This window comes from Acidithiobacillus sp. IBUN Pt1247-S3 (assembly GCF_041146875.1).
Classification (GTDB): Bacteria; Pseudomonadota; Gammaproteobacteria; order Acidithiobacillales; family Acidithiobacillaceae; genus Igneacidithiobacillus.
Genome location: NZ_JBFRXP010000022.1, coordinates 1 through 19186, shown reverse-complemented (window position 1 = coordinate 19186; position 19186 = coordinate 1). Strand labels below are relative to the sequence as shown.

Genomic DNA, 19186 nt, shown 5'->3' with positions numbered 1-19186 from the left:
TAGCGGCCCGCGTTCACTCTTCTGCGAATACCTCGCCTAAGCGCTCCAATTCCTCGAGCGCTCGACCGCCACCGCGGGCAACGCAGGTGAGCGGGTCCTCGGCCACGATGACCGGTAGGCCAGTCTCTTCCATGATCAAACGATCAAGATCTCGCACTAGGGCGCCGCCACCCGTGAGCACCATACCGCGCTCGGCGATATCGCCAGCGAGCTCCGGTGGCGTCTGCTCCAACGCCAGTTTGATTGCGCCGACGATCGCGCCGAGCGGCTCCTGCATGGCTTCGAGGATTTCGTTACTGGAGATGCTGAAGGTGCGCGGCACGCCTTCGGCAAGATTGCGCCCACGAACTTCCATGGTCAGGGTTTCGCTCAGAGGGTACGCACAGCCGATATTCTTTTTGATTTCTTCGGCGGTACTTTCACCAATCAACATGCCGTAGTTACGGCGGATGTAATTGACGATAGCTTCATCCATCTTGTCGCCACCCACACGTACGCTTTGCGAGTAAACCACACCGCCCAAGGCAATCACACCGACCTCGGTGGTACCACCGCCAATGTCCACGACCATAGAAGCGGTTGGTTCGGCAACCGGCAGACCCGCGCCAATTGCTGCGGCCATGGGTTCTTCGATGAGATGGACCTCCCGGGCACCGGCACTCTGCGCCGATTCGCGAATGGCGCGGCGCTCTACCTGTGTTGCACCATAGGGTACGCAGACGATGATACGTGGGCTGGGACTCAAAAAACGCTGAGGATGGACGCGTTTGATGAAATGTTTGAGCATCGCCTCGGTGATTTGGAAGTCGGCGATGACGCCATCTTTCAATGGGCGGATGGCAATGATGTTAGCCGGAGTGCGCCCCAACATGCGTTTGGCTTCTTCGCCGACGGCCTGGGTGCGTCGGTCGGCACCGTGGCGACCGATACGGATAGCCACTACGGACGGTTCCGAGAGGACAATGCCTTTGCCGCGTACGTAGATCAGGGTGTTTGCCGTGCCGAGATCGACTGCAAGGTCGCTCGAAAACAGTCCGAGAAAGCGCTTGAATATCATTTAGTTGTGATCCTGCATGTGGGAATCCAGAAGCCGTCGCTGTTGTTTGCCCGCCTGAATAACCAGCGGTCCAAAAAATGTTGGGCCAGTCTAACATGAGCTATGGCAAAGCCCAAGAACCTCTAAGCGACTGAAACTGTAGTAATTTGACTACAAAAAAGCCGGCCTGATGGCCGGCAGAGTCCCGCTCGTTACCGCTATACCACGTTACAACTTGTAAGTTTTTGGGAAAGCAATGCCTTTGTTGCTGCGCATGTCGGCGTTCAGCACCGGCAGATCGACTTTTTTTACTTCCACGTGCTTCTGACTTTGCAGCCAGCTGGCAAAGACTTCCCAGACCGGCTTCCCTTCTACCGGTTGCATGGCCGCCCAGCCCGCGACCTTGTATTTTTTGCTCGCGCTGGCGAGTTTGCCACCAATACGCAAATTGCTAATACGGTGGTAGATCTTTTCATCGGGGTTGAAATCATACTGGATGTTACCCACCCGGATCATGTCGCCGCCCTGTTGGTAATAGGGGTTGGGGTTGAAGATGTTATCCGCCACCTGCTCCATGATGTTTTTGATCTGCTCGCCGGTATAGTTGTTGACCGTAACCTGGGGATAGGTGATGGCCGTTTGCCCCATCACGTCTTCCATGGTGATCGTCTCCCCAGGTAACTTGCAGTAGCCCCAACGGAAGCCGGGCGAGAAGGAGACCTCACAATCCATCTCGGCGCGCAGAGCATCGCAGAGGAGTTGATCGAAGGTACCGTTGAAGTTATCACGCCGGTACAACAGGCTGCCGGTAGTGGCCAAGGGCTGCTGAAGCTTCTCCAAATAAGGCTTGCGCACGCCGTCAATGTATTTTGTCATCTCGGCATCGGCCGGGATGAGATTGGAGAACACGGGGAGATAATGGAAGCGCCAGCCGTTCAACTTGCCCTTGCCAACGTCGAGATCAAAGCGTGCCAAAACCTTGCCGTTGGTACTGGTGTTGATGATCAGGGTCTGGTTTACCTGAAAAGGCTTGGGACCCATGATGTCGTGGGTGTGCCCTCCCAGGATAATGTCGATGCCTTTGACCAGTGAAGCCATCTTCTTATCGACGTCGGCACCGTTGTGCGAAAGGACGACAACGAGATCAGCATGTTTGTCGTTGCGGCACTCATCCACCATCTTTTGCATGTGCTCGGTGTGAATACCAAAGCCCCAGTCAGGAATCATATAACCAGGATTGGCGATGGGGGTGAAGGGAAAGGCCTGACCAATGACCGCAATGCGTTGACCGCTGATTTCGTGGATCTGATAGGGTTGGAAGACCGGTTCCTGCCAGGTATTGCTGAACACGTTCTGGGCCAAAAACTTCGCCTTCAATTTATTCTTGACCAGATATTCGACCTGTTTTTGCCCATAGGTGAATTCCCAGTGCCCAACAAAATCGTCGACGCCGAGCAGGTTTTGCGCGCCGACCATATCCTCGCCCTGGGTCCAGAGAGAGGTGGCTGAGCCCTGCCAGGTATCACCGCCATCGAGCAAGAGTGCCCGGTTACCGAGCTGCTCCCGGTAGCGCTTTACCAGCGTGGCAATATGGGCGTAGCCGCCAATTTTCCCATAGTGCTTGGCCAAGGTATCGTAATCCAAGCACGAATAGGCATACTCATCGCGTCCACTATGTGCCAGCCCGTAATAATCCAGCATCCATTTGCCGCACAGATGCGGCGTTTGGTTGAGCACCGGGCCAACGCCAATGTTCGTATCCGGCTCCCGCCACCAGACCGGTAGCAGTTGCGCGTGCGAGTCCGTCATGTGCAGCAACGTCACATTGCCGTAGGCAGGAATATCATAGGGGTCTTTGTCGCTACCCCAGGCCGCCTGAATGGCACCCGGCGCAAAAAAACCACCTGCTCCGGCTACTCCCAAAAGTTGCAAAAAATCTCTTCTACCTAGTTGCATGGTACGATTACCTCCCCAATTTTTGTTTACAGGCCGCCAGATTTCGCCTGTTTCATTACCGTGATGATTTGTTTGTCGAGTTCCTTTGCTACCTTTTCCGCCTCAGCATTTTTTGGGAAATAGCGCAGTGCGTAGGTGGGCAGGTAGGTCAAGAGTTTTAATTGCCCGTGGCTCTGATACATGACAATTTTGCAGGGCGCAAAGGCGCCGAATTCGGGACTGCTGGTTAAAATTTTTGACCCCAGCACGAGATTGCACACCTCATAAATCACATAGGGCGTGTTGCTTTTGATGCCGCGTTCCTGCAAGCCCTGCTGGACGTCCAGGCTGCCGACCACATTCATGTTTTCCGACTCGGCTCCACTGCTGATACCGAGCTTGATCTCCGCCGGAGTGACCCCTTGGTCGACATTTACGACATATAAAGGAGAATCGGTATTGATCTTGGGCATGCCGGAAACAGGCGCTGCGACAAGTGCGGCGTTGGCGATACAGGCGAAACCAGCGCTGGCTAGGCCAACGCTCAGGATCGCCCAGAGGGATGAAATGCGAAACATAGAAGACTCCTCTGGGGCTACAATTTTTGTCAGGAAAAAATACCCTGCATTATGGCCGGTAACCGGGTACGTTCATCTTGATACCGTTACTGAGATAACTCATGAAATATTCCAGATTACGATAATCTACACTTTCCAATTGTTCCGGTTGTGCGCCTACCTTCTTGTCGCAGCCCTCCATACGTTTTTGCAAGGTATTGACCGCAGACCAAGCCGCACGATAGGTGGGGAAATGCGCGCTTTGGCCAACTACGGGAGAAATGATCTGGTCGCGCAAATATTTGCCCGCATAGGCAACATGGCAGGAGGCGCAGGAGAAGTTCAACTGTCCGCGCTTCATGAAAAAATAGGCTTTGCCTTCTTCAAATGCCTTGACGGCCCCAGGACCTTTCACCTGCACGTCGACCGGCATGCCAGTGGAGAGTGAACCGAGGTAGGTCTGTAAGGCAATCATGTCTTGGCTACCATAGGGTAATGGCGCCTCGCCATTCGCTTTACGACAGGCATTGAGACTCATACCAATCGTCACGACGCTCCGGGTTTTGTTGTCGAAAATGGGATAGTGAGCGGCGACGCCTTTGCCAGCGTTCGGATAGCAGCTGGCATAGGTCTTGCCATTTTTGAACTTGCTGTCCCAGAGCTTTTTTCCTTCCGAGAGGGTCAAATCGCCTGGGTTGAACTGCATCGCTTCCTGATATTGGGCATAGAGCTGGGGACTAAAGGCATAGCCGCCCAGGGCATACTTCTCCAATGGCATATTGGGGAATTGCTGCTTGAAATACTCATGAAACTGTTGCAGTGTCTGCTCTGGTCCAACCTTGGTATTGCCCAGGTCCCACCAGTTGACCGCGTTGGCCACGGCACTGCTTCCGGCAAGTGCGACTGCGGCAATGGATACGATCCATTTTTTCATTGCGATTTCCCTCCCTTTTTATGGAAATCAGCGCAGTGCGATAAACACTGCGCTCTACGGCATATTTAGCTCACGGTGATCTTGGAATCTGCACTCCAGGTACCGTTGCTATTGTCTTTCCAGGTCATTTTCACAGTACCGCTCTCTTCGGCGCGCATCTTGAACGCCAGATACGGATTGGCGCTTACTGCAGTGCTCCAGTCGATATCCAGAAGCGGTTTATCGTTGAAGGTGATGGTCACCGTTTGAATAAAATGCGCGGGGATCAATTTGCCCGTTTTTTTGTCTTTGCTGAGACCGGTAGTCATGGGGTTCATGATTAGGGAGCGAACCTCCACAATCTCTCCCTTCTTTGCGCTACCGGGCATGCGGATCATCGGATTGCCAAGTGCTGCTGCCATGGTATGTAACTCCTTACGAAATGAAAAAAAGAGGAAAAATTAGCCGCCGCAGCCGCCAATGGTGACTTTGACTTCACGGGGTGCCGAGGCCATTAGTTCCCCTTTATTGGTCTTGGCAATGACCCGAACATTGTCGGTTTTCGCCATCTTGATACGTTCCTGAATATAAGCCTTGCCACAGGCAGGGGTGAAATTGAATTGGCTCGCCAGCGGGGTGGGGTTGTGATCGACGAAGAGCCAGACCGTGGCAATGTAATCGTCGGCAGTCATGGGCGAATCGACTTCGATCGTGACCGGAACGGCGCCGCCATTCTCGGCAATGGTGGGAGCCTTTAGAGAAACCTTAGGCGAAACGGGGACGCTGGTTTTGCCGATGGAATCGGTCATCGCCGCGTCTAGGACCTTGGCATCGAAGGCCTTGGCTGGCCAGCCAGCGACATTGTCGGCGAAGGCATTACCGGCACGCAACAAGCCGGTACCAGCGACGGCGGCCACGGCAGCGGCAGTCACGCCAGTACCGAGGAATTGTCTACGTTGCATTTGCTTCATGGTTACACTCCTAAACGGATGATTTATTTCAACGACCAGAGATAGTCAGCAATCTGTTCCAGTTCCTGCTGGGTCAGAACTTTGTTTTTCCCAAACTCCGGCATGTTGGCATAGGGAAAGAGCTTTTCCGGGTCCGACAGAAAGGCAACCAATTTCTCCTTAGTCTGGAACATTTGTTGAAAGGTCACGCCTTTCATCGGCAGGGCCGGGCCAACATCGCCCGCTTGTGTACCGCCAGGAAGGGCATGACAAGCCAAGCAGTTTCCCTTAGCCCGATCAAAGGCCAAGGCGCGACCAGCTTCAATATTATTGACCGCTGGGGCAGCACTGGCGGCAGTGGCGACCAAAAAGAGGGCGCCGGCTAGGCCAGTAAGAATCCCCGCGCGTGTGCGTCTGTGAGCGTTCATAACTACTCCTGTGGTGCTGCCCGGGCTCTTGCCCGGTGCCCCCTTACTGAGCAGTTTTCGTGCCAGCTATGCCTTGTGTGTTTATTACGGATCAGTCGTACGGAATGATCATCCAGCCTTTCTGGTAAAATTTCCCTAATATTTGTAAATTCAGTTGCTTACCAAGATCGCAAAAATAGGGGAAATGGCGTGGAAGGTGATCTCGGTGCAACGACAAACAAAAAACCCCGGACCAGTGCCGGGGTTCTGCTGTGCCGAAAGGCACAGAGATGGCTAGTCACCGTCAAAGCCGTCTTCCTCTCCAGCCTGATCTGCCAACAAGCCCATGTTCTTCATCTTCGTGCGCAATTGTTTGCGGCTAATTCCCAGTAATACAGCAGCTTGGCTCTGATTGAAACGGGTTTTTTCCAGCGCACTAAGCACTGTTTGGCGTTCGATGGCGGGCAGATCGAACGGGCTGGAAGGATTCCCTTCGCTACTCGATTCCTGCTCGCGGATCTCGGCTGGCAGATCGCGGCGACCAATACTATTCTGTCGCGTCAGCACCACGCTGCGCTCGAGAAGATTCTCCAGTTGGCGGATGTTGCCCGGCCAGGAGTAGCCCTCCAGAGCGGCCAAGGCATCACTGTCGATCTCTACCTTGGGACGCCCAATCTCTTGGCAGATCTTTTCGAGAAAGTGTGCTACCAAGGGGGCGATGTCGGCGCGGCGTTCCCGCAGTGGAGGAATGTGCAAGGGAATGACATTTAAGCGATAGTATAGATCCTCGCGAAAACGCCCTTCCTGTATTGCCTGTTTCAGATCGATATGGGTGGCAGCGACGATGCGCGCTTGCAGGTGGATGGGCTGGTGCGTGCCCAGACGCGTAAATTCCCGTTCTTGTAGGGCGCGCAAGAGTTTGACTTGCATGGGCAAGGGCATATCGCCGACTTCATCGAGGAACAAGGTGCCGCCTGCCGCTGCCTCCAGTTTGCCGGCCTGGCTACGCACCGCGCCGGTAAATGCACCGCGCTCGTAACCAAAAATTTCACTCTCGACCAGCTCCAAAGGGATCGCGCCGCAGTTGAAGGCCACAAACGGTTGGTTGGCGCGTGGTGAGGCGTCATGCAGCGCGCGCGCAACCAATTCCTTGCCAGTACCCGATTCGCCGCTGATCAAGACGTTGGAGGGAGCGGGTGCGACGAGGTCAATGGTTTCGAGAAGCTGGGCGATGGCTCGGCTTACGCCGATCAAACCATGACGTTTGGGGGTTTGCCGCAGAGGTGGAATGTGGCGCCCGCCGCGTTCTAAAATTTGTCGGATCAAGGCAAGCAACTCGCCCTCATCTACGGGTTTGGTAAGGTAGTGTTCCGCACCGGCTTTGATTACTTCCACCGCCTGATCAATCTCGCCATAGGCGGTACTGATAATGACGGGAATCGTGGGGCGTAGCCTCTTCACCTGGCGCAAGAGTTCCACGCCCGGCATCCCCGGTAGACGCTGGTCACTGAGAATAAGCGACGGGCTTTCCGTTTGCAGCAGTTCCAAGGCCTCTTCGCCAGATTCCGCCTCAAGGACGGCAAATCCCTCGGCACCTAGGATGGCAGCTAGGACCCGGCGCAGGTTGCGCTCATCCTCTACGACTAGAATTTGTGTATCCATGCCACCCCTCAGCCCTCGTGTATGATTCCCGCTCGATTTTTTGTTAGGTGCGGGAGATGAAGTACGAAGCAGGCCCCTTGTCCCTGCGTCTGACTCAACTCTACAGCGCCCTCGTGTGCCATCATGATTTTGGCGACAACCGCCAGCCCAAGTCCACTCCCTTTTGTCTTATTTGTGACGTAAGGCTTAAAAATCTCTCCCCATTGCGCCTCTGGCACTCCCGTTCCATTGTCTTTGACGCGGATTTCAACGCCGTCGCCAGTGGCGTGGGCACTGACATGAATCGTGCCGTCCTGTGCCGGTACTGCATCGCAGGCGTTGAGCAGTAAGTTGCTCATTGCTTGCGCCAGAAGAGACGCATCAAAGCGCACCGGCAGACTCGCTGTGCAATCCAGGGTCACGGCGATCGCGTGGGCATCAAAATCTGTCCGATGTCTTTGTATACAGCGCTGCAGGAAGGCGCAGAGCTCCTGTGTCTCGAAGTGTGCATCATAGCTACGGCCAAAATCGAGAAACCCCTGAGTCATATCGTAGAGGCGCTGCACCTCTTCTTCAATGATCTGTAAAAATTCCTCCCGGTTGTCGCGATCATCATAGCGCACGAGGTAGCGCGCCGCGCCGCGCACCGAAGATAAAGCGTTGCGGATCTCGTGCGCGACCTGCGACGACATTTGGCCGATAGTCACCATGCACTGCATCGCCTGCTGGCGCTGGTTAAGTTTGCGCAATTCCAACAGGTGCTCGCGCAAGCGTGTGCCCAGCGAACGAAAGGCGAGCTCAAGGTGGTGTAGTTCGTCGCGATATTCGTCTTCCTCTTCTGTTCTTGGGTCATCGCGGATACCGAGCTGGCGTTCGATGGCCTCCATTTCGTGCATGAGGCGCGATACAGGACGGGTGATGGCAAGGCTGACCAGGTAGGCACCGATCAGGCCAATGATTGCGGTGCTGATTCCCAGAAATAGCAAGCGGCTGGTGGTGTGTTCCAATTTTTTAGCGATGAGATGATTGATTTCTGCGGCATTGCTCCGCAGCCAAACGGTGCCGAGGCGCTGGTTACCGGCAATGATAGCGGCGGAGTAGGTATATTTTTTGGGCAGTATCTCAACCGCCTCGGCGGGTATCCGAGTGCCCACTTGCGCAAGATCACTACTCGCAACCACAGTGCCTGATTGATCGACAATGAGTACGGAAGACACCAAAGAGTTATCACTTTGCGCGAGCTGAGCAAGGTGTCCTGCATCTTTCAGGAGCAAAGGATTGGCCGCCGATGTCGCAATGCTGTCCGTAAGATGGCGAATTTCCGCTTGCACCTGGCTCGTCAAGTCCGCACGCACCGAGGTATAGAGAAAGGCCGCAATCAGCAGATAAATCATGGCAATCAGAAACACGACCAAGGCCATGCTCTTGCTGCGCCAAGTCAGGCGTTGCCAGAGGTGGGGAACAGCCGGTGTCACAGCACGTTTGGCGCTAGGGTTGCATTAGTGGTGATCATGGCCGTACATCAATCTCCCGAAAGCCAGCGGCCGCCAAGGCCTGTTCGGGGAGTGTAGCTAAATCGCCGCGAACTTGCGCGCGCTGCTTACGCGCAATCTCTTTGCTGGCGACCAGATTCCAAGCTGGCGCTGGCCCCCCGCGGGCGACGATTTGCCAGGTGTGCGGCATGGAGGCAGCGAGACTATCCACGGTTGCACTGCGGACAATCCCCCAATTAGCCTGGCCACTGCCCAGCGCTGTGAACACCGCGCGTTCTGAGTCTACCGGCCACCAATTTACGCTTTTGCCGGCTGCAACTTTGGCGACTTCATCCGCGATCAGGGTTTTGGCGCTGCAGTATGGGCTCCCATACGCGATGCGGAGCCGCTCGGAGGGCTCCCGCGCGCCGGCAATGCGCACTAGTGCCAAACCAGATGAACCAGAATCCGGGACCAGGGTTGCCAGCGGATGTACGACACTCTGCGCTGCCTGGGTCATCAGCGGACTCAAGAGTGCAAACTGGTAGCGTCCAGTCTTGAGTTGTTGCAGGTATTGGCGTTCATTGCTCGGCAAGGAAATTTCAATTGCCATGCCAGTGGCTTGCTCCAGAGCCATACGTAGGGGCTGAAACAGGCGCGCCGCCGTCAAGGGCGAAAACGCCGGCGGTATGCCCAAGCGCCAACGCGGGCGTTGCACCTGCGGGGACAAATCGTCGCCGTAGAGATCGGCATACAAGCTGCGTAATGGCCCATAGGTACCGGGAGAAACGGGAACAAATTTGGTTGCGAGGGCGTGTATCGCGGATAGTGCTACGGGATCTTGCTGGGCCAGATCCAGCAACGCTTGGCGCAAGGCTTGACGCTGTTGTACGGGGACATTTGCGGAAGCGGCGATAAGGTCGCCGGGCCCAACGGTGCTGCGGGCAATCACCCGCAACGTGCCGGCACGGAGGTATGGTGCCGCAATATTTTCCGCAACGGCCGTGGCATCATAGAAGCGCGCGGCTACGTCCATCAGCGCATTGCTGTCGCTGCCGCCTTGCCGTAATTCGCTAAGTTGTGAGCGCTTGATTCCTGCGGCATCAAGCAGGGATAGGGGGACCAGTGCCGACGCCGCGCAGGCGGGATTTCCCAAAATGAAAGACTTGCCGCGTAGTTGCAATACGTTGTGGATGGGGCTGTCGCTGCGCACGACGATCACACTGTACTCGCCTCCGGGAGGGGGAGCTAGGCCAGCGAGGGGGATGTAGGGATTGCTATGGGCGACCTTTAAGTAGGCGATAGGGCAGAGTAAGACGATTTGTGCTCGTTTTTCTTCAGCCTTTAGGTAGAATTGGTGAAGATCCGCACTAAAACTCAGTTTGATCGGTTCGCCGAGCGTTTTTTGCAATTGCGCGGCGAGTGGTTGGAAGGCCGCAAACATGACTGCAGGACTACTCACCGGCGGCAGGAGAAAGCGCAAGTCCGCCACGCTTTGCAGGGGACAAAGCAGCAGGCTGAGGCAAATGCCCAAGAAGAAGAGTCGTGAACGCATGTAGGACCAGCGGCTAGGTAATTGCAGTAAGGTAAGCAAAAGGAGTGCCAATATTCAATGAATGAGGAACAATTGACCCATTTCACCCACAATGGTGAGGCGCGGATGGTCGAAGTGGGCGCGAAGCCCGTCACCCTGCGGCGTGCAGTGGCGCGCGGCGCGATTCGTATGGCTCCGGCAACTTTGGAGCGCGTTCGGGCTGGCGATATGCGCAAAGGAGACGTCTTGGCCGTGGCGCGGATCGCTGCGATCCAGGCGAGCAAAAAGACCGCCGAGTTGATCCCTTTGGCACACCCACTGTTCTTGACTGGGGTAGAGCTGCGCTTTGTGATCGATGCGGAGTCGAGCCAGGTGCTCTGCGCAGCCGAGGTGCGTTGCCAGGGGCAGACCGGGGTAGAAATGGAGGCACTCACTGCGGTAAGCGTCGCCCTGTTGACCATTTACGATATGTGTAAGGCCATCGACCGGGGGATGTTGCTTGGTGATATCTGCTTAGTTCGGAAAGAGGGGGGTAAGTCTGGGCTGTGGGAGCGTGACGCAAGCCCGGAAAAATAAATTGGGGAGATGCTCGGATGAGCACCTCCCTTGAGGGTATAGCTGAAGTCTTACTTGCCGCGGTGCGGTGAGGAGCTGTAGCGCACCATCACATCGCGGTCCTTCCAGTTACTTTCTTTCAAAATCTCATCCGGGATCATGTAGCGATCCTGCGGCGCAACATCTTGGCACTTGACGATGCGCAGCACATTGGGAAACGCCAACTTGCGCAGCAGGCCGTCCTTGTCGGTGGCGCGAACGATCATCGCGTCCTTCAACAAGGCGTAAACATAGAAATTGCCGGGGCGCAGTTTACCTTCGTTATCTTTCCAAGTGACGGTAATCCGCGTATGTTCTTTGAAGTCGCTACGATTCATCTGCTGTCTCCACACATTTCAGGACCGGATGAACTTATCCGCTTTGATTCGCGTAGGCAAATAAGCACCCCTTATTACAAAATCAAAAAAGCTGAGTTGCTTTATCGCCGGGGCTCGGCGACCATCTCTCGGCTACCTTGCCAACGGGCGAGCATTCCTTAAAATTTTAGAGAGGTTAGGCGATGGCTACGGTCATGGAGTTCGAGGATCACAAGAAGCAGGAAATCAAATACAGCACCTGCTACATGTGTGCCTGTCGCTGCGGTATCAAGGTCACCGTAGAAGACAACAAGGTGCGTTTTATCCAGGGCAACCGCAACCATCCGATCAATCAAGGGGTGCTCTGCGCCAAAGGCTCTGCCGGGATCATGAAGCAGTATTCCCCGGGTAAGCTGCGCAACCCGCTGCGGCGTAAACCTGGTACCGAGCGTGGTGCGGGCGAATTTGAAGAAATTTCTTGGGATGAAGCCCTCGACACCCTGACCAAACGCCTTGAGCACATTCGTGCTACCGACCCCGACAAACTCGCCTACTTCACCGGTCGCGATCAGATGCAGGCGCTTACCGGGCTTTGGGCGCAGCAGTTCGGCACCCTGAACTGGTCCGCACATGGCGGCTTCTGTTCCGTTAATATGGCTACTGCGGGCCTCTACATGCTCGGGCATGCCTTCTGGGAGTTTGGTGACCCGGATTGGGACCGCACCAAATACTTCATGCTCTGGGGGGTTGCCGAAGACCATTCCTCTAACCCCATGAAGATTGGCTTGGAAAAGCTCAAGCGCAACGGCGGCAAGTTTGTTGGTATCAATCCCGCGCGCACCGGCTACCAAGCTATCGCCGACGAGTGGGTACCTATCCGTCCGGGCACTGACGGCTTGTTTGCCCTGGCGATGGTGCATGTATTGTTGCAAAACGAGCAGTTCGATTGGGATTTCTTGCTCCGCTACACCAATTCTCCATTCCTGGTAGTGAATACCCCGGGTCAAAAAGGCGACGGGCTGATCTGGCGTGATGCCGAAGGGCATCCCATGGTCTGGGACCTCGAACAGCAAGCCTTCGTCAACGGCATGCAGCCAGGTGTCAAGGCCGCGCTCTTTGGTGAATTTCAGACCGCCGATGGCCGCCCCGTGCGCACTGTCATGTCTATCCTTGCCGAGCGTTATCTTGACGATCGCTACAGCCCTGCCAACGCCAGTAAGATCACCGGTATTCCGGCTGAAACCATCGAACGTCTGGCGCTGGAAATGGCCCACGTCGCCTTCAAGGAAAGCATTGAGATTGAAGTTGAATGGACCGACTGGGCAGGCCGCAAGCACGACAAGTTTATTGGTCGGCCCGTATCCATGCATGCCATGCGCGGTATCTCAGCGCACTCCAACGGTATGCAGGCGGCACGCGCCATTCATTTGCTGCAGATCCTGCTGGGCACGATTGACTGCCCCGGTGGTTTCCGCTCCAAGGCGCCGTATCCCAAGCCAGTGCCACCGCCAAACAAGCCGGCACAGCATAGTGCGCCCAATACGCCGCTCAAATCCCTGCCCCTCGGTTTCCCGACGGCGCCAGAGGATCTCGTCATCGACGAAAATGGTAATCCGAAGCGCATTGACAAGGCCTATTCCTGGGAGGCGCCGATCGCCAACCATGGCTTGATGCATATGGTGATCACCAACGCGGTCAACAAAGACCCCTACGGCATCGATACCCTGATTTTCTTCATGGCCAACATGAGTTGGAACTCCACCATGAATACGGCCAATGTGCAGGAGATGCTCAAGGCCAAGGATGACGACGGGGAGTACAAGATCCCGTTCTTAGTGGTTATCGATGCCTTCCACTCGGAGATGGTGAACTTTGGTGATCTGATTCTTCCGGATACCACGTATCTCGAACGCTACGATTCCATCTCGCTGCTCGACCGTCCCATCTCCGAGCCGGATGCCATTTGCGACTCTATTCGCCATCCGATTCTCAAGCCCGACCGCAATGTGCGGCCGTGGCAAGACGTGATGGTGGAGTTGGGTGGCCGCTTGAAGCTACCCGCCTTCACCAAGGAAGATGGCACGCCTAAATTCAGTGGTTATAAGGACTTCATTACCAATTACGAGCGCGCGCCAGGAATCGGTTTTCTGGCGGGCTGGCGCGGCAAGGACGGGGAATCACATCTGCGCGGTGAGCCGAATCCCAATCAATGGGATCGCTACATCGAAAATCAGGGCTTCTTCCAGTACCACCTGCCCAAGTCGCAGCGCTTCTATCGTTTTGCGAATAAGGAGTATCTGGAACTGGCGCAACGGGTTGGTTTCAACCCCACGGCAGATCCCATCGTTATCGAATTGTATTCCGAGACCTTTCAACGCTTCCGTTTGGCCGGGCAGGGTCTCTACGATGGTCCGATGCCCAAAGACCCTGTCGATCGCGAGCGTTTGGCGACCTACTTTGATCCCCTGCCAGACTTTTACGAGCCTCTGGAGCAGCAGCGCATCGATAAAAAGGAATATCCTTTCTTTGCCGTCAATCAGCGGCCGATGATGATGTATCACTCCTGGGATAGTCAGAATGCTTGGTTACGGCAGATCATCGCGCAGAATTATCTGTACATGAATCGCCAGCGTGGCGAACAGATGGGTATCAAGGACAAGGGCTGGGTCTGGGTCGAAAGCCACAATGGCAAGATCCGCGTGCAGGTGAAGCTCATTGAGGGTTGCCAAGAAGACACCGTTTGGACTTGGAATGCCATCGGCAAACAGTCTGGTGCCTGGGGCTTGAAGCCCGACGCCGCCGAGGCCACCCGTGGTTTCCTCATGAATCATCTGATTTCGGAGCTGTTGCCACCCAAGCAGGGGGAGCGACGCTTGACCAACTCCGACCCAATCACCGGGCAAGCGGCCTGGTATGACCTGATGGTGAAAATCTATCCGGCGGCAGCGGGCGAGGAGGGCACCTGGCCCACCTTCCCGACCATGAAGCCGCTGCCTGGCGATACCCCAGCACCAGACGTGCTGCGTTATCACACCCACAACCCCGTCAATCTCAAGTCCTGAGTAGGCAAGGAGCGCGTCATGAGACTTGGATTAGTCATCGATCTCGACACCTGCGTTGGTTGTCATGCCTGTGCAGTCGCGTGTAAAGAGTGGAACACCAGCGGCACTACAGCGCCGCTAACGGATTATAACCCCTACGGCGCCAAGCCATCCGGGGTGTGGTTCAATCGCATTCGTCACTACGAAATTGGGGAATACCCGTACAATAAGACAGTCAACTTTCCCATGTCCTGTATGCACTGTGAAAATGCGGAGTGCGTCACCGTCTGCCCAACGGGTGCCAGTCACAAGCGTCCAGAAGATGGCATTGTTCTCGTCGACCAGAGTAAGTGCATGGGTTGCAACTATTGTTCCTGGGCCTGCCCCTATGGTGCCCGTGAGCTGGATCGGGTGTCCGGTACGATGAAAAAATGTACCCTCTGCATCGATCGTATCTACGACATGGAAATCCCCGAAGAAGAGCGCCAACCGGCTTGCGTGCTGACCTGTCCGGCTCACGCACGCATGTTTGGTGACTTTGACGACCCCGAAAGTCCGGTTAGCCGGGCGGTGCGTGAGCGTGGTGGTTACCAGCTCATGCCCGAATTGAACTATGACCCAAGCAACCATTATCTGCCGCCGCGGGTGCATGCCCCTATCCCTACGGAAGGCCTGAAGAAGGCTGGCGCAAAGGTGAAGGAGTGGGTCAATCGCGTGGTGGAGCGCTAAGGAGAAGCTATGCATCCGGCACTGGCAGTTATTTTTCTTACCCTGTTTTCCGGGGGCGGTTTTGGTTTGATGGCGCTGGTCGCCATCATCAACGATCTGCACATTGATGGTGGTCTGAATCCAATTCAGACATTGGTTGCGGTCATTTTGTCCTTGATCCTCGTCACCATTGGCATGCTGTCTTCGACCGCGCATTTGGCGAACCCAAAAAACGCCTGGCGCGCCTTTACCCGCTGGCGCACGTCCTGGCTGGCACGTGAGGGCGTGTTTGCGGTGCTCTATTATCCCTTTGCCTTTGCCTACCTGGTCTGGACCTTTGTGACCGGTGCGCCGGAAAGCGCGGTGGGGCTCGTTCTGGCGAGTATTGCGGGCTTGCTCGGCCTTGCCACGATTTTCTGTCAGGGCATGATTTACGCGGTGCTGCGCACGATTCGTCAGTGGAATACTGCCCTCGTCCCGGCCAACTTTTACGCAATGGGCCTCGCGATTGGTGCGACCTTGCTTGCAGCCATTCGTGTCGTCACTGAGGAAAGCGCAGGAGTCTTCATTGGTATCGCCATCGCGCTGATCGCGGCCGTGGCGGTGATGAAGGCCATTTACTACTTCTGGATCGCGCGCCCTTCTGGTCCGACCATTCGTACCGCGACCGGCTTCAACCGCTTCACAGTACGTATACTGGATCAAGGACATACCTTTGGTACCTTCCTGACCGAGGAGTTCGGGCATACGCTGGCGCGGGACAAGGCGCGGGCTATCAAGGTAATGATGTACATATTCGCGGTCATCGTGCCGATCATCGCGCTGGCCTTCGCCTTTGCCGATCAATCCGCAGTGGCCGCCGTGATTGCCGCCATTTCTATAGTCTTTGGTATTGGTGTTGAACGCTGGCTGTTCTTTGTCGAAGCGCAGCACGTGGTGAACCTGTATCATGGCCGCCAGCGCTGCTGAGCGCTCTTGTGCAGTCCCGGCTGGGCAGCTAACTAGCATGCCCGGCTCGGCAGAGCTCAAGGATCAGTTCGGTAGAAGGATCACCTATCTGCGGCTGTCCCTGACCGAGCATTGTAATTTTCGTTGTCAGTATTGTAGCCCTGCGGCCGGTACCCCGTATTTCGAGCGCGAAGAACATCTTCGCCCAGAAGAGATACATTTCGTGCTGCGCTGTTTTTATTCTCTAGGCCTGCAGCATCTGCGCTTTACCGGGGGAGAACCCCTTATCCACCCGCAGCTACTGCGGCACGTAGAGTACGCGCGAGAGCTTGGTATCGGCAAAATCAGCCTCAGCACCAATGGCTATCTGCTCGCCCGCTTGGCAGAACCTCTGGCTCGGGCGGGACTCAATAGTCTCAACATTAGTCTGGATACCCTCAATCCAGAAAAATTTCAGCAGGTAACGCGGGGTGGCGATGTAGCGCGTGTATTGCGGGGTATCGACGCTGCCCGTGAAGCTAACGTACCACGTATCAAGCTAAATGTCGTTCTGCTGCGTGGTGTCAACGGCGACGAATTGGCTAAACTGGTAGAATACGCAGTTACGCGGGAGCTAGAGATTCGTTTTATCGAAACCATGCCCCTTGGCAGTGCTGGCAGTTCCAGTCAGGACCAGGATTATTTCTCTGCCGCGGACGCACGTGCGGAGATTGAGGCAAGCTTCGGCCCGCTGCTTCCCCTCGCCAGTAGCCGCGACCAAGGCCCGGCGCGGCGCTACACACTGCCCGGAGGGCGTGGAAGGATCGGCTTCATCACGCCGATCAGCGACAATTTCTGCGCCACCTGTAACCGCGTGCGCCTGACAGCAACCGGGCGTGTCGTATTTTGCCTGGGCCAAGAGGCGGGCATGGAGTTGCGTCCACTGCTCCGCGCAGGTGCCAGTGTGGCGGAACTGGGCGAAGCGATCGCACAAGGCATCTGGCGAGATAAGCCAGAACGCCACGTCTTCACCCAAGACCGCGATCGCTCTTCAAAAATATTTATGATGCGCCTTGGGGGCTGATTGAGATTAGAATTTTACCCCGCAGGAATGCTACCATAAGCGGATATGATCAATGGGGTGGACTGAGAATTATGTACGGTTTCAAAGAAGTTACGGCCGAACAATTAAAGGAAATGCAGGAGCAGGGGCAAGCTTTTACCCTCATTGATGTACGCTCGCCTGCCGAGGTCGCGCGCGGCATGATCGGCGGCGCCAAACACATTCCCTTGCATTTGCTACCCATGAGCATGGCGGAGATCGATAAGGGTAGCCCGGTGGTCTTCTATTGTTTGAGTGGTGGACGTTCCTCGCAGGCCTGCGCATTTGCTGCCGCACAGGGCTTTGGTGAGGTATTCAACCTGCGTGGTGGTATTTCGGGCTGGGCCAACCGGTCTTTCCCGATTGTCTAGTTTGGCGTATAAGAATATGCTGAAATATGCGGAACTAATCAACAAATCAAAATCTTTGCCTTGCTTGACGGGCAAATCCTGATACATTCGTTAGCTGCTGTTTGACTTGAGAGTGGAGGTTGCAATGGTACAAGAAGACAAACTGCTGGATGCCCGTGGACTGAACTGCCCACTTCCCATCCTGCGCACCAAGAAGGCCCTGGGAGAAATGAATGCGGGACAAGTCCTGAAGATCGTCGCCACGGATCCCGGCGCAGTCAAAGATTTCGAGGCGTTCTCCAAGCAGACCAAGAACCCTCTGCTCGACCATGCTGAGGCTGGTGGCGAGTTCGTGTTCTTCATTCAAAAGGCCTGATAAGCCTACAGCGCCAGGGGTATGTGCTCTGGCGCTTCGAGGAGTGAGTTATGGATGAAAAGAAACTGGCGATTGTCGCCACTAAAGGTACGCTAGATTGGGGCTATCCGCCCTTTATTCTCGCCTCCACTGCCGCTGCGCTTGGCTATAGCGTGGAAATCTTCTTCACCTTTTATGGCTTGCAGCTGCTCAAAAAGGATTTGGGACACCTGCGTGTCAGTCCGCTTGGCAACCCTGCAATGCCGATGCCTGTGCCCATGCCTACCTTGATGATGGTCCTGCCCGGAATGGAAGGGATGGCGACCTCTATGATGAAAAGCAAGATGAAGGCGAAGGGTGTGGCAAGCTTGGAAGAGCTTCGCGAGCTGTGCGTTGAGGCCGAGGTGCGTATGGTTGCCTGCCAAATGACGGTGGATCTTTTCGAATTCGACACCGCCGATTTTATCGACGGCATCGAACTGGGTGGCGCGGCCGCCTTCTTTGAATTTGCGGGCGAGTCCGACATCACCTTGTTTATCTGATCGGAACGGATCAGGGGTGTGGCGGTCAGACAGATATCGACTTACTACTGCTAGTGAGGAGCAAGTAAATGGCGACTTACGCTGAAATGAAAGAGATGTTCGACGAGATTCGGGCGGATTTCCGTTACGATCACGAACTCAATGGTTGTCTTAACTGCGGTATCTGCACCGCCACCTGTCCGTCGGCACAGTTTTACGATTACAGTCCGCGGGAAATCGTCCAGCTCTTGTGGACGGAAAACGTGGAGCAGATCTACGACGCCATGCAGGAAAAGATTTGGGCCTGCGCGCAGTGCATGACCTGTGCTGCACGCTGTCCCTTCAAGAATTCCCCGGGTGGTTTGGTGATGATCATGCGCGAGGTTTCGATTCGCCATGGTATGCAGTCCGCCAAAGACGTATTGCGGCCTTTCGGGCGCGTAATGCTCAAACTCATCACCACCGGCAACCAGTTGTCCCCGGATATGATCCAGCCCGACCACTTCCCTGATTGGGGTCCAAATATTCAGAAGGTGGAAGGTGATCTGCGCGTGTTGCGTAAGGCGATTCCTGTTCGCACCTTGCAGACCGTCGAAACCGCTTGGGAAGTTTCGCTGAAGACCTCGGTGGAAATGTACACCATTTGGGAAATGACCGGCGTGCTCAAGTCTCTCGAGACTATGGATGAAAATCTCTTCGACGTGATCGAAGACTTCATTGATGAGAAGCGCGAAGACTATGAAGACTGGTTGGAAAACCACGGCGACAACGACTAAGAGGTGACGGAGATGAGTGAGAACACGACACAGCAAGGGGTAGCCGGGCG

The 19186-nt window shown here is 55.4% G+C and carries 20 protein-coding genes; 9 read left to right on the top strand and 11 right to left on the bottom strand.

The genetic code is table 11. The features are described from left to right. Positions 1 to 13 precede the first annotated feature (13 nt). The 10 genes from AB4090_RS12900 to AB4090_RS12855 all read right to left on the bottom strand — a co-directional run bounded on the left by AB4090_RS12900 (position 14) and on the right by AB4090_RS12855 (position 10466). Positions 14 to 1054 carry a rod shape-determining protein gene (locus AB4090_RS12900; RefSeq protein ID WP_369574315.1) on the bottom strand — a complete coding sequence of 347 codons (1041 nt, stop codon included), beginning with the start codon at positions 1052 to 1054 and terminating at the stop codon, positions 14 to 16. A gap of 210 nt (positions 1055 to 1264) precedes the next feature. Then, positions 1265 to 2992: a thiosulfohydrolase SoxB gene (soxB, locus tag AB4090_RS12895; RefSeq protein WP_369574294.1), complete on the bottom strand. Its 1728-nt coding sequence runs from the start codon at positions 2990 to 2992 to the stop codon at positions 1265 to 1267. A gap of 26 nt (positions 2993 to 3018) precedes the next feature. Then, positions 3019 to 3549 (bottom strand): DUF302 domain-containing protein, encoded by a 531-nt coding sequence (locus AB4090_RS12890; RefSeq protein WP_369574293.1) that lies wholly within the window; start codon positions 3547 to 3549, stop codon positions 3019 to 3021. Positions 3550 to 3598: 49 nt separating this feature from the next. Beyond that, a complete protein-coding gene (gene soxA, locus AB4090_RS12885; protein WP_369574292.1) occupies positions 3599 to 4462 on the bottom strand; it encodes a sulfur oxidation c-type cytochrome SoxA in 864 nt (287 codons plus the stop codon). Between the two features lie 65 nt (positions 4463 to 4527). Further along, positions 4528 to 4863, bottom strand: coding sequence for a thiosulfate oxidation carrier complex protein SoxZ (gene soxZ / locus AB4090_RS12880; RefSeq protein ID WP_369574291.1), 336 nt, complete (start codon positions 4861 to 4863; stop codon positions 4528 to 4530). Positions 4864 to 4902: 39 nt separating this feature from the next. Next, positions 4903 to 5412: a thiosulfate oxidation carrier protein SoxY gene (soxY, locus tag AB4090_RS12875; protein ID WP_369574290.1), complete on the bottom strand. Its 510-nt coding sequence runs from the start codon at positions 5410 to 5412 to the stop codon at positions 4903 to 4905. A gap of 23 nt (positions 5413 to 5435) precedes the next feature. Next, positions 5436 to 5819, bottom strand: a complete 384-nt coding sequence (gene soxX / locus AB4090_RS12870) for a sulfur oxidation c-type cytochrome SoxX (RefSeq protein WP_369574289.1) — start codon at positions 5817 to 5819, stop codon at positions 5436 to 5438. A 273-nt stretch (positions 5820 to 6092) separates the two neighbouring features. After that, positions 6093 to 7460 carry a sigma-54-dependent transcriptional regulator gene (locus AB4090_RS12865; RefSeq protein WP_369574288.1) on the bottom strand — a complete coding sequence of 456 codons (1368 nt, stop codon included), beginning with the start codon at positions 7458 to 7460 and terminating at the stop codon, positions 6093 to 6095. Positions 7461 to 7468: 8 nt separating this feature from the next. Then, positions 7469 to 8914, bottom strand: a complete 1446-nt coding sequence (locus tag AB4090_RS12860) for an ATP-binding protein (protein WP_369574287.1) — start codon at positions 8912 to 8914, stop codon at positions 7469 to 7471. 34 nt (positions 8915 to 8948) lie between these two features. Next, a complete protein-coding gene (locus AB4090_RS12855) occupies positions 8949 to 10466 on the bottom strand; it encodes a PhnD/SsuA/transferrin family substrate-binding protein (protein ID WP_369574286.1) in 1518 nt (505 codons plus the stop codon). A 57-nt stretch (positions 10467 to 10523) separates the two neighbouring features. Here AB4090_RS12855 and moaC point away from each other — a divergent pair, with 57 nt between their 5' ends. Continuing rightward, a complete protein-coding gene (gene moaC, locus AB4090_RS12850; protein ID WP_369574285.1) occupies positions 10524 to 11021 on the top strand; it encodes a cyclic pyranopterin monophosphate synthase MoaC in 498 nt (165 codons plus the stop codon). 50 nt (positions 11022 to 11071) lie between these two features. On the opposite strand, the gene AB4090_RS12845 is transcribed toward moaC, so the two are convergent. Beyond that, entirely contained in the window at positions 11072 to 11377 is a 306-nt protein-coding gene (locus AB4090_RS12845; protein WP_369574284.1) for a hypothetical protein, read from the bottom strand. A 182-nt stretch (positions 11378 to 11559) separates the two neighbouring features. On the opposite strand from AB4090_RS12845, the gene AB4090_RS12840 reads away from it, so the two are divergent. From AB4090_RS12840 to AB4090_RS12805, 8 genes are all read left to right on the top strand, one after another. After that, a complete protein-coding gene (locus AB4090_RS12840) occupies positions 11560 to 14418 on the top strand; it encodes a molybdopterin oxidoreductase family protein (protein WP_369574283.1) in 2859 nt (952 codons plus the stop codon). A gap of 18 nt (positions 14419 to 14436) precedes the next feature. Continuing rightward, complete coding sequence (locus AB4090_RS12835; RefSeq protein ID WP_369574282.1) at positions 14437 to 15126, top strand: 4Fe-4S dicluster domain-containing protein; 690 nt, start codon at positions 14437 to 14439, stop codon at positions 15124 to 15126. 9 nt (positions 15127 to 15135) lie between these two features. Continuing rightward, the gene (locus tag AB4090_RS12830; protein ID WP_369574281.1) at positions 15136 to 16074 is read left to right on the top strand and encodes a dimethyl sulfoxide reductase anchor subunit family protein; all 939 of its coding nucleotides are present in this window, start codon (positions 15136 to 15138) and stop codon (positions 16072 to 16074) included. Continuing rightward, positions 16055 to 17116 (top strand): GTP 3',8-cyclase MoaA, encoded by a 1062-nt coding sequence (gene moaA, locus AB4090_RS12825; protein WP_369574280.1) that lies wholly within the window; start codon positions 16055 to 16057, stop codon positions 17114 to 17116. The genes AB4090_RS12830 and moaA overlap by 20 nt, the downstream gene beginning before the upstream one ends. Positions 17117 to 17187: 71 nt before the next feature. Beyond that, a complete protein-coding gene (locus AB4090_RS12820) occupies positions 17188 to 17505 on the top strand; it encodes a rhodanese-like domain-containing protein (RefSeq protein WP_369574279.1) in 318 nt (105 codons plus the stop codon). A 124-nt stretch (positions 17506 to 17629) separates the two neighbouring features. Next, positions 17630 to 17860, top strand: coding sequence for a sulfurtransferase TusA family protein (locus AB4090_RS12815; RefSeq protein WP_369574278.1), 231 nt, complete (start codon positions 17630 to 17632; stop codon positions 17858 to 17860). A 50-nt stretch (positions 17861 to 17910) separates the two neighbouring features. Next, positions 17911 to 18381, top strand: coding sequence for a DsrE/DsrF/DrsH-like family protein (locus tag AB4090_RS12810; protein ID WP_369574277.1), 471 nt, complete (start codon positions 17911 to 17913; stop codon positions 18379 to 18381). A 68-nt stretch (positions 18382 to 18449) separates the two neighbouring features. Next, the gene (locus tag AB4090_RS12805; RefSeq protein ID WP_369574276.1) at positions 18450 to 19136 is read left to right on the top strand and encodes a 4Fe-4S dicluster domain-containing protein; all 687 of its coding nucleotides are present in this window, start codon (positions 18450 to 18452) and stop codon (positions 19134 to 19136) included. The last annotated feature ends 50 nt before the right edge of the window (positions 19137 to 19186 follow it).